This window comes from Mycobacterium sp. IDUB_21 (genome assembly GCF_055419425.1).
Genome location: NZ_JBVAXQ010000006.1, coordinates 250,209 through 264,390, shown reverse-complemented (window position 1 = coordinate 264,390; position 14,182 = coordinate 250,209). Strand labels below are relative to the sequence as shown.

Annotated in this window: 10 protein-coding genes; 4 read left to right on the top strand and 6 right to left on the bottom strand. The window is 67.3% G+C overall.

The window, feature by feature from the left end; all coding sequences use genetic code 11:
* The first annotated feature begins 456 nt into the window (after positions 1-456).
* On the top strand, positions 457-1,275 hold the full coding sequence (locus ACZYY4_RS12060; protein ID WP_463810204.1) for an SDR family NAD(P)-dependent oxidoreductase: 819 nt from the start codon (positions 457-459) through the stop codon (positions 1,273-1,275).
* On the top strand, positions 1,268-2,233 hold the full coding sequence (locus ACZYY4_RS12055) for a phosphotransferase family protein (RefSeq protein WP_463810203.1): 966 nt from the start codon (positions 1,268-1,270) through the stop codon (positions 2,231-2,233). Before ACZYY4_RS12060 ends, ACZYY4_RS12055 begins: the two co-directional genes overlap by 8 nt.
* Before the next feature lie 52 nt (positions 2,234-2,285).
* Here ACZYY4_RS12055 and ACZYY4_RS12050 read toward each other — a convergent pair whose 3' ends face one another.
* From ACZYY4_RS12050 to ACZYY4_RS12025, 6 genes are all read right to left on the bottom strand, one after another.
* Positions 2,286-3,584 carry an acyl-CoA dehydrogenase family protein gene (locus ACZYY4_RS12050; RefSeq protein WP_463810202.1) on the bottom strand — a complete coding sequence of 433 codons (1,299 nt, stop codon included), beginning with the start codon at positions 3,582-3,584 and terminating at the stop codon, positions 2,286-2,288.
* Between the two features lie 30 nt (positions 3,585-3,614).
* Positions 3,615-4,391, bottom strand: a complete 777-nt coding sequence (locus tag ACZYY4_RS12045; protein ID WP_463810201.1) for an enoyl-CoA hydratase/isomerase family protein — start codon at positions 4,389-4,391, stop codon at positions 3,615-3,617.
* 1 nt (position 4,392) lies between these two features.
* Entirely contained in the window at positions 4,393-5,607 is a 1,215-nt protein-coding gene (locus tag ACZYY4_RS12040; protein ID WP_463810226.1) for an acetyl-CoA C-acetyltransferase, read from the bottom strand.
* Positions 5,608-5,776: 169 nt separating this feature from the next.
* The gene (locus tag ACZYY4_RS12035; RefSeq protein ID WP_463810200.1) at positions 5,777-7,915 is read right to left on the bottom strand and encodes a DNA gyrase subunit A; all 2,139 of its coding nucleotides are present in this window, start codon (positions 7,913-7,915) and stop codon (positions 5,777-5,779) included.
* A gap of 11 nt (positions 7,916-7,926) precedes the next feature.
* Positions 7,927-9,960, bottom strand: a complete 2,034-nt coding sequence (locus ACZYY4_RS12030; RefSeq protein WP_463810199.1) for a toprim domain-containing protein — start codon at positions 9,958-9,960, stop codon at positions 7,927-7,929.
* 77 nt (positions 9,961-10,037) lie between these two features.
* The gene (locus ACZYY4_RS12025) at positions 10,038-10,667 is read right to left on the bottom strand and encodes a TetR-like C-terminal domain-containing protein (protein ID WP_463810225.1); all 630 of its coding nucleotides are present in this window, start codon (positions 10,665-10,667) and stop codon (positions 10,038-10,040) included.
* A 111-nt stretch (positions 10,668-10,778) separates the two neighbouring features.
* Here ACZYY4_RS12025 and ACZYY4_RS12020 point away from each other — a divergent pair, with 111 nt between their 5' ends.
* Both ACZYY4_RS12020 and ACZYY4_RS12015 read left to right on the top strand, forming a co-directional pair.
* The gene (locus tag ACZYY4_RS12020) at positions 10,779-11,756 is read left to right on the top strand and encodes a TIGR03617 family F420-dependent LLM class oxidoreductase (RefSeq protein WP_463810198.1); all 978 of its coding nucleotides are present in this window, start codon (positions 10,779-10,781) and stop codon (positions 11,754-11,756) included.
* A 4-nt stretch (positions 11,757-11,760) separates the two neighbouring features.
* Positions 11,761-14,163 (top strand): PEP/pyruvate-binding domain-containing protein, encoded by a 2,403-nt coding sequence (locus tag ACZYY4_RS12015; protein ID WP_463810197.1) that lies wholly within the window; start codon positions 11,761-11,763, stop codon positions 14,161-14,163.
* Positions 14,164-14,182: the final 19 nt, after the last annotated feature.

Sequence of the window (14,182 nt, the reverse complement as noted above, 5' to 3'; positions counted from 1 at the left end):
CGACTCATCGACCATCCCTACTGGTGTCACCCATGACGCGACTCACCTGTCACCTATGTCGTGAACTCACACACCCCTTCGCCCACATATGTGATGAGTCGCGTCATAGGTGACATCTGAGTCGCGTCATCGGTTACAGATTGCCCTGGCTCCGCCGGGGCTTTTCTGTTAGTTGGGCCGGTAGTTGTTGTTGGGGCCGATGCCGCACTGACCGGGATGTCCTGACGGATCAAATCCCTCGGACACAGTGCGCGAAAAGCCGGCGAGGACACCTGGCCGAAGAGTTCGAACAACCGCGGCGTCGACGGCCCAAAAGGGCCCAGCCCGTCCTGGGACACCCAGTACTACCCGCAGTACACCCCGGGGTTTCCCTCTCGGTGCCCGAAGCGTCGTCGTCGGCGCGCAGCTCTTCCCATACCTCACCGCAGGTGGTAACGATGTTCTCAGTACCGGAGAATGCGTTATCAACCGGCGAAAGGAACACTTCGGGTGGGACGTTGTGACGGCAAAGTGGCATTGGTGACCGGCAGCAGCCGGGGGCTGGGCAAGGCCATCGCGCAGCGCCTGGCGCGCGAAGGCGCAACAGTTGCGCTCACCGCCCGCACCCTGGAGCCCGACGCGAAATACGAGGGGTCGCTGAGCCAGACCCGAGACGAAATTCTCGCCGACGGCGGCCGGGCCATCGCGGTGCAGGCCGACCTGTCGGCGACCGAAGACCGCGAGCGGCTGTTCGAACAGGTCACCGCCGAGCTTGGCGCTCCCGACATCCTCGTCAACAACGCCGCGGTGACATTCCTGCGCCCGCTCGACGGGTTCCCGGAGCGCCGTGTGCGGCTGATGCTGGAGATGCACCTGGTGGGTCCGCTGCATCTGAGCCAACTCGCTATTCCCGCGATGCGGCAACGCGGCGCCGGCTGGATCCTCAACCTCACCTCGGTCGGCGGAGACTTACCGCCTGGTCCCCCGTTCTCCGAATTCGACACCTCGGCCGGCTTCGGCATCTACGGCACCGTCAAGGCCGGACTCAACCGGCTCACGAAAAGCCTTGCCGCAGAGCTGTATGCCGACGGTATCGCAGTCAACGCCGCGGCCCCGACCAATCCGGTGGCCACACCGGGCGCGGGAACGCTGGATCTGGCCAAGGTCGACACCGAGGACATCGCGCTGATCACCGAGACCGCGTATCGGCTGTGCACCGCGGACCCCCAGACGCTGACCGGGCAGATCGTCAAAACCCAATCATTCCTGCGTGACATCGGCTGGCTGCGTGACTGATGCGGTCCTGACCGCGCTGCGCCGACGGCTGGCGTCGCGTGGTGTGACCGACGTGGCGCCGCTGACCGGTGGCGCGTCGAGTCTCACCTACCGGGGCAGCCAGGACGGCCGCCCGGTCGTAGTGAAGATGGCCCCGCCCGGCCGCGCCCCGGTGGCACACCGCGATGTCTTGCGCCAAGCCAGGATGATCGCGGCACTGTCGGCTAGCGACGTGCCGGTCCCCCAGCTGCTCTGGTGCGACGACGGCGCTCCCCCCGAGGTGCCGCCGCTGTTCGCGATGACGCTCGTCGCCGGCGAGTCCTTCGAGCCGCTGTTCGATGCCCCCTCAGCCGTGGTCGACAACGCTGTCGCGCGACGCTATTGCCATGCCGCGCAGGTGATGGCTCGACTGCATCGGCTGGATCCGGGTTCCTTGGGTTTCGGCGACGAGCCCGTGGGTGATGCAGCCAGCGAGATCGAGCGGTGGAGCGCCACCTTGACCACCGTCGACCCGGAACTGGCGCCCGGCTGGCGGGAGGTCGGCGATGCACTGTGTGCCGGCCTGCCCGCTCCGGTCGCCCCGGCGGTGGTACACGGCGACTTCCGGCTCGGCAACCTGCTGGCCGTCGGCGCCGAGATCACCGCCGTGATCGACTGGGAGATCTGGTCGGTCGGCGACCCGCGTATCGATGCGGGCTGGTTCCTGATCAACTCCGACCCGCAGACCTATCGTCGCGAAACCCCGTATGCCGGCCGTTGCCCCGGCGTTGACGAACTGGCGGACTGCTACATCCGCGTAAGCGGCATCGACGGCACAGACCTGCGGTACTTCATGGCGCTGGCGTGCTTCAAGTCGACGGCGACGTGGTCGTTGATCGTCAAGCACAACCGGCGCAGTAGCGCACCCCGAGCGGAACTCGAAGCGATGGCGGCAGCCCTGCCCGGACTGCTGAACAGGGCGCGGACGTTACTGAGCTGATGTGGCGCCGACCGGCTGCACCCGGCGCCGCCGGTCTTGCGATCGACGCGGGCTAGCTCCGCGGGATCCCGGCCAGCTTGTCGGCGAACTTGGCCTCGGCCGCCGCCCGCAACCGCAGCAGATGTTCGGAGGGGAACAGATCCGGTGCTGGCGCAACATCTTTGAGGAGAAGCTTCGCCAATGTCACCTTGTGCACCTCGGTGGGGCCGTCGGCCAGCCCCAGCACGAACGATTCGGTCAGGTACTGCACGAACGGCATCTCATGCGAGGTGCCCAGTGAACCGTGAATCTGCAAGGCACGCGACGACACGTCGTGCAGCACCTTCTGCATCATCGCCTTGACCGCCGAGATGTCCGCGCGCACCGCCTGGTAATCGTTGTACTGGTCGATCTTCCAAGCGGTCTGCAAGGTCAACAGCCGGTAGGCCTCGATCTCCATCCAGGAGTCGGCGATCATCTCCTGCACCATCTGCTTGTCGGCCAGCACCGTGCCCTGGGTGTAGCGCGACACCGCCCGCTCGCAGATCATGTCGTAGATCCGGCGCACCAGACCCACGGTCCGCATGGCGTGGTGAATCCGCCCGCCGCCCAGCCGGGTCTGCGCCACGACGAAGGCCCCGCCGCGCGGTCCGAGCATGTGGTCGGCCGGCACCCGGACGTTCTCATAGCGGACGTAGCCCTCGCGTCCCCCGCCGTCGGCGGGCTGATACCCCAAGCCGACGTCGCGCAGCACGTTGATGCCCGGGGTGTCGCCCGGCACCACGAACATCGAATACCGCTGATACGGCGGCGCATCCGGGTCGGTCATCGCCATTACGATCAGGAACGAGGCCATGGACGCGAACGACGAATACCACTTCTCGCCATTGATCACCCAGTGGTCGCCGTCCTGGGTCGCGGTGGTGGTGAAGACCTTCGGATCCGCGCCGCCCTGCGGTTCGGTCATCGAGAAACACGAGATGATCCGGTTGTCCAGCAACGGTTCGAGATAGCGGTCCTTGAGCTCCGGGGTGCCGTAATGGGCCAGGATCTCACTGTTCCCGGAATCTGGTGCCTGCGAACCGAACACGATGGGCGCGCATTCCGAACGGCCCAGGATCTCGTTGAGCAGTGCCAGCTTGACCTGACCGTAGCCGGGGCCGCCGAGGTGCGGACCCAGATGGGTGGCCCACAGGCCGCGCTCCTTGACGATCCTCTGCAGCGGCGGGATCAGGGCTTGGCGGACCGGATCGTTGAGGTCATGGGATTCGGTGACCACCATGTCGATCGGCTCGCACTCGGTGCGTACGAACTCGTCGACCCAGGCCAGCTGTTCGGCCCATTCCGGATCGGTGGAGAAGTCCCAGGCCATGGTGGTGATTCCTTTCGGTCGGCGAGCCGGTCAACGAGACCACTTCTGCCGGCGGGCAGCCGCGTCGTCGGTGGCATGGGTCAACACCTGGTTACGGTTCTCCAGCTCAAGGGCGGCGTCCAAGGTGGCGGCGTCGACGTTGACCTGCAACGCGCGTTTGGTCAGCTCCACCCCGAGCGGGGCCAATCCGGCTATCAGACCGGCCATTTCGACCGCGCGTTCCAACAGTGCGTCCGGCTCCACCAGCTGGCTGACCAGTCCCCGCTGGTCGGCTTCGGTGGCGCTCACCGTCCGGCCGGTGAGCATCCAGTCCGCGGCCACGCTGGTGCCAACAATGCGAGGCAGGTGATAACTCATGCCCATCTCTGCTCCCGAGAGGCCGAGCAGGATGGCCGCGTTGCCGAATTTCGCGGCGGTCGAGGCGATCCTGATGTCGGAGGCAAGACACATCGCCAGCCCGGCGCCCACACAGGCGCCGTTGACGGCGGCGACGACGGGCTGCGGCATGGCCCGGATCGCCTGGGGCAGCGCGGCCATGGACTCCTGGAAGCGCATCCGGTCGATCGCCGGGTCGTCGGCCTCGGGGATGCCGGGCCCGAAGTCGCGGACATCCAGGCCCGAGCAGAAGCCCCGGCCCGCACCGGTCAGGACTACCGCCAGCACCGAACGGTCGGCGCCCAGCGCCGTGAACGTCTGCAGTAGCGCGCCGCGCATCACCTCGTTGACGGCGTTGAGCCGGTCCGGGCGATTCAGCGTCACGACGGCGACGCCCCCGTGGGACCGGTCGATCTGCACGGTGTCGCTCATCTCAGACCCTTTCGATGATGGTGGCCGTGCCCATGCCGCCCCCGGTGCACATGGTGACCAGGCCGGTGGTCAGGTCGCGGCGCTCGAGTTCGTCGAGCAGCGTGCCGATGAGCATCGCTCCGGTCGCGCCGATCGGATGTCCCAGGGCGATGGCCCCGCCGTTGACGTTGACCCGAGCCGGGTCGAGGCTCAAATCGCGAATCGTCTTGAGCGGCACCGCGGCGAAGGCCTCGTTGATCTCCCACAGGTCGATATCGCCGGGTCGCATACCGGCGCGCTGCAGGCAGCGCTGCGCCGCCGGACCGGGTGCGGTGAGCATGATCACCGGTTCGCTGCCAAGTGCGGCGGTGGCCCGGATGCGGGCCCGGGGCGTGGCACCGTGGGCGCCTAGCCACGCCTGCGACACCACCGCCACGGCTGCGGCGCCGTCGACGACGCCCGAGGAGTTGCCGGCGTGATGGACATGCTCGATCGCGGTGAGCCCCGGATAGCGGTCCAGGCAGATTTCGTCGAAGGTGCGGGCCTCCCCCTCGACCCGTGCGGTACCCAGCTGTGCGAACGCCGGTGGCAGGCCGGCCAGCTTCTCGGCGGTGGTGCCCGGCCGCGGATGTTCGTCGCGGGTGCACACCTCCGTGCCGTGGGAGTCGGTGACCGCGATCAGCGAGCGGTCGAACCGCTCCTGCGCGATGGCTTCGGCGGCGCGGCGCTGGCTCTCGGCGGCGTAGGCGTCGACATCAGCCCGGCTGAAGCCCTCCAGCGTGGCAATCAGATCGGCGGAAATGCCTTGCGGGACGGTCGGATAATTGCGGCGCAGGGCGGCGTTGTCGCCGTCGATGGTCGGCACCCCGACGGTCACCCCCCAACGGGACATCGATTCCACGCCACCGGCCAGCATCAGGTTCTCCGCTCCCGCGGCGACCGCGGTGGCCGCCACCGTGACGGCCTGCTGGCCTGACCCGCAGAAGCGGTTGAGCGTCATCCCCGGTACCGATTCGGGCCACCCGGCCAGCAGCACCGACAGCCGGGCGATGTCGTCGCCGTGGTCGCCGGACAGGATCCCGTTGCCGGCGATGACGTCGTCGACCTCGGCGGGGTCGAACCCGGTGCGGGCGGCCAGGGCGGTCAGGCACTGCGCGAACAAGGCCTGAGGATGAATGTCGTGCAGCGCCCCTCCTGGGCGGCCCTTGCCCCGCGGCGTCCGCACGGCGTCGAGAATCCAAGCGTCGATGGTGACACTCCCGTCGCATTCACCGTGGCCCGATGAGAAGACTGTTCGTCTAAACCGCACACTAGCAATGTCTGTAAACGGAAACGGTCTTTCCCTCAGCAGTCCGAGGGTTACGCCCTCGAGATGCCGGCGCGTCGGAGGATTCCCAGCTCGCCGATTACGGCGCGGGCGTCACGCCATCACCCGGACTCTTGATCGTGGCCTTCGCGCGGGTCTCGGCCCGCACCGCCCGCTTACCTCGCACGAACCCGGTCGCAGAGACCGTCGCCGAAAACAGCGCGTCCTCACCGTTGACGAACGGGTGGAACCCGACGCCGGCGCCCCCGCGCCCTTTCACCGGGATATCGGCTACTTCGGTGACCTTCCAGCCTTTGTCAGACCTCGACAGGATGGCTTCGCCGTTCTGGCAGGTGAGCGGCAGCGCGGCGATGACCTCATCGCCGTCGGCCGCCAGCTTCACACCCGCGACCCCGTTGCCGGCCGCGCCCTGCGGGTTCACCGCGGCCGGGTCGATGCGCAGCACCTTTCCGCGGCGGGTCACCAATGCCAGGTGGTGACCATCAGCCAGTACGCCCGAGCACAGCAGCCCGGTGATGTCCGGTGCGACGGGAATGTCGCGGATCTTGTACGGCAGACCGCCGCCGGAGGTGAGTTTGATCCGCCCGTCGGTCCACACCGCCCACCCCAGTCCCGAGGTGAGCAGCTCACCGTGGCTGTCGGAGAACACACCACGGTCATCGAGGCGCCAGGCGGCGTTGACCTTGCGCTCGCGCGGCCCGTCCTCATCGACGCTGGACGTCACGGGCGTGGCCTCGGAGTCCAGCACGGTGCGACGGTCGAACTCGGCGCCTTTGAACAGTTTTGCGGTCTCGACCAGCTCCTGGTCGATCACCTTCCGGCGTGCGCCGGGGTCGGCAACCAGCTCGGTCAGTTCCGCGAACTCGGCGTCCAGCTTGTCGGCTTCGGCCTGCAGCTCGATGACGTCGAGCTTCGTCAGCCGACGAAGCTGCAGCGCCAGAACGTAATCGGCCTGCTCGGCGTCGATCTTGAACCGTTCCTGCAGGCCCTGGCGGGCCTCATCGACGGTGTCGGACCCGCGGATCACCGCGACCGCGGCGTCGATGTCGAGGTGAATGGTCATCAGACCGGACACCAGATGCCGGCGCGCAGTGACTTTCTCCAGACGATACTCGCTGCGCCGCAACACCACCGAGTCGCGCAGGGACAGGAACGCCGCGATCAGCTCGCGCACCGACCACCACCGCGGCACCCGGTTCTCGTCGAGTGCGACCAGGCTGGCAGCGAATGTCGACTCCAGCGGGGTAAGCGCGAGCAGCTGGTCGCGGATGGTTTCGGCACTGTGGCCGCGCTTTGCGGTGACCACGATACGAAGCCCGTTGCGCCGGTCGGTCAGGTCGGACATGTCGGCGACGCCGGACATCTCCCCGGACTCGATCAGCGCCCGGATCCGCTCCTGCACGGTGTTACTCGCTACGCCGGGCGGTAACTCCGTGACGATGACGTCCTTCCCGTCTACGGACACTGTCCCGCGTACCGTGAACGCGCCTCGGCCGGTGGTCAGGTATTCGCGTAGCCCGGCTGTGCCTACCACCGTGGCGCCGCACCCCCAGTCCGGGCCGGGAATGAGTCTTGCCAACCTGTCGTCGGTCATGTTCGGGGTGGCCAGCAGCGCCCGGCAGGCAACCATGATCTCGCGCGGGTTATGGGCGGGAACCTTGGTCGCCCAGCCTTCGGCGATGCCGACGGCGCCGTTGCACAGCAGCACCGGCCACCGCGCCGGCAGCACCGTCGGTTCGGTCCACTCGCCGTCGAACGTCGACATCATCGGCACGGCGTGGTTGTCGAGTTCGGCGGTCAGCGCCGCACCGGGCGCCGACAGCCGCATCTCGGTGTAGCGGTCGGCGGCAGGAATGTCACCTTGGATGCGCGGGAATGCGCCCTGTCCGTCAATGACTTTCACCCGCTGGAACTCAGCAGCCATGAGTGCCGCGGCCCCGTACATCGACGCGCCACCGTGCGGGTGCAGATTGCCCGTGACGGCCGAGCAGACCTTCGAGGACTTCTGCGGCTTGTTCCCGGGCAGCAGTTTCGAGTCGTGCATCTGATAGAGCAGACGCCGCTGGCCGGGCTTGAGCCCGTCGAACGCGGAAGGGATGGCCCGGTCGCTGACGCTGTAGAGCGCGAACGTCAGCTGGTAGTGGTTCCAGTAGTCATCGGCACTCTGGTCGAGCACCAGGTCGGGGTTCTGTTCAGCAGCATTCAGGGTGGCGGTCACGATGTCTCTCCCTAGTCAAGATCCAGCGCGGAGGTGTCGACACGGGAGGCGACGTCGGCCATCCAGGTGCGCCGGCCCTCGGGCGGTCCGCCGAACAGCGTGTGGTGCAGGTTGCTCGCACCGTCATCGAGATGCACCCGAATCACCGTGCGCCGCTGCGGATCCAGCACGGTGTTCCAGAAGTCATCGGCGTCCATCTCGCCGAGACCTTTGTTGCGCTGCACTTCCACCTTGCGTTTCGAGGTGGCTTTCAGCTGCGCCACCGCGGCGTCGCGCTCGGACTCGTCCTGGCAGTAGACCCGCTGGCTACCGTCCTTGACGACGAACAGCGGCGGCAGGGTGACGTAGACCATCCCGGCCTCGACGAGCGGGCGATAGAAGTCCAGGAACATCGAGATCAGGCTGGAGTTGATGTTGCCGCCGTCCGGGTCGGCGTCGGAGGCGAACAGGATCCGGTCGTACCGGCACCGTTCCGGGTCGCAGCTGTCTCGCACCCCGCAGCCCAGGATGCGTTCGATCGAATCGAACTCGTCTTTGATCCGCGCCTTACTCAGGGTGAAGCCGTAGACGTTGGGCGGCTTACCTTTGAGCGGGAAGGCCGCCTGAAACGTGGCGTCGCGCGCTGCTTTGATGGTGCCCAACGCCGAGTCGCCCTCACACAGAAACAATTCGGCACCCGATCCGCGACCGGTTTCCTTGCTGGGCAACAGCTTCGGTGGCAGCGACAGGTTGGTCCCCAGGCCCTTGGCCTTGGACGCCGCGCGGGATCGGGCCTTGGCGCCCTCGGCGCTGCGTCGGGCCCGGGCGGACTCCAGTGCCAGCTTCGTCCACAGCGACACGGTTTCGGCGTTGGCGGGGTTGGCCGCCCAGATGGTGACGCTGCGCGCCACGTCCGGGGCCATCGCCATGTTCAGCGACCGTGATGACACGGCGGTCTTGGCTTGGGAGTCCCAGGCCACGTCGGGTGCGCGGGTGTCGACGGCAAGCGCCGTGACGGCCGCGAAATCCTGTCCCTCCGGGCCTTCTTCGCCCTTGGCCAGGCCCAGGTCGCGAATCCGCGATGCCCGGTCGGCCAGGGCTTCCGACAGCCCCTTGACCGCGGCGGTCAGGTGCGATCCGCCGCCGGGGGTGCGCACGGTATTGCAGAACGCGGCCACAGTCGCCGGTTCGGCTGGGCCCGCGGTCAACGACCAGCGGAACGGGGTTTGGCCCCGGCCGGTGGTGTACTCGCCGCGGCCCTCCACGACGGCGCGGACGCCGGGCTTGGGCGTCCCGGCGGCGGTGCACATGAGGTCCAGCAGGGTGTCGGTGCCCCAGGGGCCGCTGAACGCCTCGGTCAGCGCCGGCGGAATCTCCTCGCCGGGCCAGCCTTCGTCGACGACGACCAGGTGCACACCGGGCGACATTCGAGACGCCGCGTGTGCCCGCAGCAGCACCTCGGCGATGTCCACGCTGGAGTCGGGCACCACGGCCGGGTCGAACAGGATCCGCACGGTGGTGCCGTGTGCGTCGGGTTTGCGGTTGGCGGCGCCGCGCAGCTTCTGCGCGTCGGCGCGGGTGAACGGGGCGTCCGGGTCGAAATCTTTGCCGTCGAACACCCCGGGGTAGCCGCGGCCGAAACTCTGCAGATAGGTCTTTCCGGCGCGGCGCACCGTGACATCGGTACGCGCGGAGATGAACACGGCTGCTGCGGCGCCGATCCCGTTCAGGCCGGCACCGGTGCTGGCTGCGTCGGTGTGTGCGGAGAACTTGCCGCCCGCCCGCGCGGTTCCCAGCGTCTTGACGATGCCGTTCTTTCCGTTCACCGGATCAGAGTCGACGGGCAGGCCCCGGCCGTCGTCGGCGACGCTGACCGATCCGTCGGGGTGCAAGGTGATGGTCACGCATGCGCCACCGTGGCTGGGATCCGCCACCTCTTCGATCGCGTTGTCCACCAGTTCGCGCATCGCGGTGTTGAGCACGTCCAGGCCGAGGTTCACCGCCGGCCGCAGGCGGGTGTGCTGGACATCGTCGAGTTCGGTGATGTCGGCCGCGGTGTAACTCACTGCCGGTCCTTCCATCGATGCTCGGGTGGGGTGCCCGAGGAATGGTAGACGGCCGAGGCGACATCTCGGCGCATCACCTACCGAGTGGCCGAACCATGCGTCATCGATGTCCAACCGGAGCTGATCAGATTGGTCACGTCGTCCACCCACGCCGCGTCCAGCGGGGCGTCGTGCCGCACGATGATGCGGAAGATCGCGCTGCCGACAACGACTTCGGCGAGCAGGGGGAGGACGCCATCGTCGCTGGGCCGGCCGGACTCCTGCGCCATGCGGGTCCGGAAGGTAGCGAGACTGCCGGCGAATCGAGAGGTCATTGCGCTGTGCACATCCGGATCGGCGACGGTGTCGGCGATCAACGCGGGAAGCGCGACCCGAACCTCCGGACGGTCGAACATGGTGCGCGTTGCCTCCACCAGCGCTCGGATGTCCTCCTCGACGTCACCAGAAGCACTCGGCATGGCCATGACTTCGGCCGGCAGGATCGCCTCGTGAACGAGTTGTGCCTTGCCTGGCCAGCGCCGGTAAATGGCAGCGGTCGTGGTTCCGGCGCGGGCCGCGATCGCCGACAACGACAGCGCGGGATAGCCCGTCTCGAGTAATAGCTCTCGGGTGGCCTGCACGATCGCGGCGTCGATCTTGCCGTCGCGCGGTCGTCCCGGGGACGACCGGTCTGAGCCCTTGTCATCCTCGGGCCGATCTGTTTTCATGATTCCAATATAACCCGCATCGTATTTATATTTGGAGGGTCTGTTGATCCTGAGTCCGCTCGACGAGTACCCGATCCACCAGGCGCCGGTGCCCATCCGCGCCCCGGCCACGTGAAGGTCATGACCGCCCTGTTCGGCCCGACGGATGCGGTCGAACGGGCGGCACTTCTGCGTGAGGCCGGGGCATCGGGGGTGTTCACCTTCGAGGGCCCCCGGGAGGTCTTCACCCCGTTGACCCTCGCATCGGCGGTCAAGGGCCTTGACCTGATGACCAACGTGGCCATTGCGTTGCCCCGCAATCCGATCCAGCTGGCCCATCAGGCAAACGACCTGCAGGAGATCTCCGAGGGGCGTTTCATCCTCGGCCTCGGCACCCAGATTCGCGCGCAGATCGAGAAACGCTACGGCACCGACTTCGACCGCCCGGTGGCACGGATCAAGGAGATGGTGGGCGCACTACGGGCGATCTTCGCCGCGTGGAACGACGGCGAACGACTCGACTTCCGCGGTGAGTTCTTCCGCCACACATTGATGACGCCGACGTTCAATCCTGGGCCGAACCCGTTCGGGCCGCCGCCGATCTATCTCGGAGCGCTGGGTCCGCGAATGACCCGGGCCACAGCCGAAGTGGCCGACGGCCTGCTGGTGATGCCCTTCGGGTCGAAGCGGTTCCTGCACGAGAAGACCATGCCGGCGGTACTCGAGGGATTGGCGGCCGCTGGGCGAGACGCCAAGGACTTCGCGGTGGTGCCCGAGATCATCGTGTCGGTCGGTGAGGACCACACGTCGACGCGGATGCTCCTGGCGTTCTACGGTTCCACACCCGCCTACCGGCCGGTGCTGGATGCGCACGGCTGGGGGCACCTGCAACCCGAACTGAACGCGATGTCCAAGCAGGGGCGTTGGCAGGAGATGGCCACGCTGATCGATGACGAGGTGCTGCACACGATCGCCGCGTGTGGCACTCCGGCCGAAGTGGCTGCGCACATCCGAGACCGGGTGGACGGCGTCTCGGACCGGATCTGCCTCTATCAACCCGGGCCCATCGCCGTGGATGCACTGGCCGAGATCATCGACGCGTTGGACTGAGGACGTGCACACCACAACGATCGAGTTCGGCGACATCGTCGACGACCGGTTCGGCGGGAAGGCGCTGGGGTTGGCCGAACTGACCCGACTCGGGCTCTGCGTCCCAACGGGTTTCGTGATCGCGCAGGCCTCCCTGCATCCGCTCCCGGACGCAGTGATCGACCGCTTCAGCCGGATGCAGGCCTCGGGTGACTCCCCGGTGGCCGTCAGATCCTCGGCCACCGGGGAGGACGGCGCCGAGCAGTCGTTCGCCGGACAGTACGACACCGTGCTCGGTGTCGATTCCCGTGATGGCCTCGCCGCAGCCGTCCACCAGTGCGTTGCCTCCGTCAGCTCCGACCGGGCCTCCTCCTACGCCGGCCGCGATGCCGACACGGCGGCGGTCACGATGCATGTCGTCGTCCAACAGATGGTCGATGCGCGCGCGGCCGGAGTCGTCTTCACCGCGGACCCGGTGTCCGGCCGGCGGGACCTCATGGTGATCGATGCCATCGCCGGGCTGGGCGAAGCGCTTGTCGACGGATCTGCCCTCTCGGACCATCTTGTGTTGACGACGGACGGCACTCCGGCGGTGCGCGAGGTCGGGGACGTCCCCGTCCTGTCTGAGGAGGATGTCGCGCAGATCCGTGCCGGCGCGTTGCGCGCGTCGCAGCACTGGGGCAGGCCAATGGATCTGGAGTGGGCGATCGACAAGGCCGGGCAGCTGTGCTGGCTTCAGGCCCGGCCGATCACCACGCTGCCCGGGGACCTCAACGAGATGGACACCCCGGTGGCCGGCCCTACGCACGTCTACACACGATGCAACATCGGCGAGATGATGCCGGGGGCTTTCTGTCCGCTCACCGCATCGGTCTCGGGACACGCGATCGACTACGCGATGCAGATGACCCAGGTTGTCGCTCGGTCACAGGACCGCTACGACAAGCCGTGGCTTCAAGTGGGGTACTTCTACGGGCACATGTTCTTGAACATGACCGAGGGGACGGCTCTGAGCTCGGGCCTTCTGGGAAACTCGTTGGAACAGTTCTCGATGTCCATCTGCGGTCGCGTCATCGATGAACTCGAGGCGAAACCACCGAAACCGTTCTTCGCGAAGCTGATCAACACGGTTCTGCTCACCTCCCACGCGCTGTCCGCCGGGCCGGCGATCCGCCGGCTCGCAGATCAGATCACCGCCTTTCCCATCCCTGCCGGTCGCGACGCCAAACAGGTTCTGCGGCAGCTGGAGTCAGGTGTCGAGCTGTACTGCCACGTCACCCTGGTCCACGTCCGATCCTCGTCGCGAGCTGCGGTGGGGGCGAATGTGCTGGAGAGCTATCTGGTGCGCAGCGCGATCAAGGACGGTCGCGACGAGAACGCGGGCCAGGCCGAGGCCGCCCGGCTCATGGCCGGTGCCGCCGATGTCGAGAGCGCCATGATGGTCGACGAACTGCATGAGGTGGTACGTCAGATCGCCACCGAAGACAGCACCGCCGAACAGTTCCTCTCGGCGGCGCCGTCGGAGGCCGTTACCCGGCTACGGAACGCGGAGTGCCCTGGCGGTGTGGCATTGCGGCAGTTCTTGATTCGGCACGGCCACCGTGGGTATCGCGAGTTGTGCATGCGTGACCCCGCGTGGGCCGAGGATGCCGAGGGGCTCGGTTCGATGATGCAAGTGATGTTGCAGGCAGCCCGGGATTCCGCTGGTGAGCGTCCACCTCGCAAACGCGTCGAGAGGCCCGCGTCGCGGACGGTCAGGCTGCTCGCGCGGCTGGCCCAGGGCGGAGCACGCGGCCGTGAGGAGACCAAGTCGAAGATGGCGCTGATGGCGCACCGGCTCAAGCTGGGATACCGCCATCTGGGTGAGGTGCTGGCCGACACCGGGCGACTCCCCGATGCGGATTTGGTCTTCTTCTTCGATCGCGCAGAATTGCCACAGGTGGTGGGCGACAGGGCAGACAGCGCAGATATCGCACACCTCGTGCAGCGGGCATGCCAGCGCCGCGATGCGCTGGGATTCCAACAGGCACTGGAGTTCGATGACGTCTGCGTCGGACGGCCCGCACCCATCCTCGTTCGGCCCTCCGGCGCCGTGACCGACGGGCAGATCCAGGGACGGGCGGCAAGCCGCGGGATCGTGGAAGGAACTGTACGGGTGGCGAAGTCGATCCAAGATGCGCGTGAAGTGCAGCGTGGGGAGATTCTCGTCGCACCCGTCACCGATGTGGGCTGGACACCGTACTTCACGGTGATCGGCGCACTGGTCACCGACATCGGCAGCTCGGTGTCGCACGGCGCGGTGGTGGCGCGCGAGTATGGACTTCCCTGCGTTGTCAACACACTGGTGGCCACCCAAGTGCTCAAGACCGGCGATCGCGTCAGGGTGGACGGCGACCGAGGCCTGATCACGCGGCTCGCATCCAGCTGAGCACCCCATCGACCGGCCT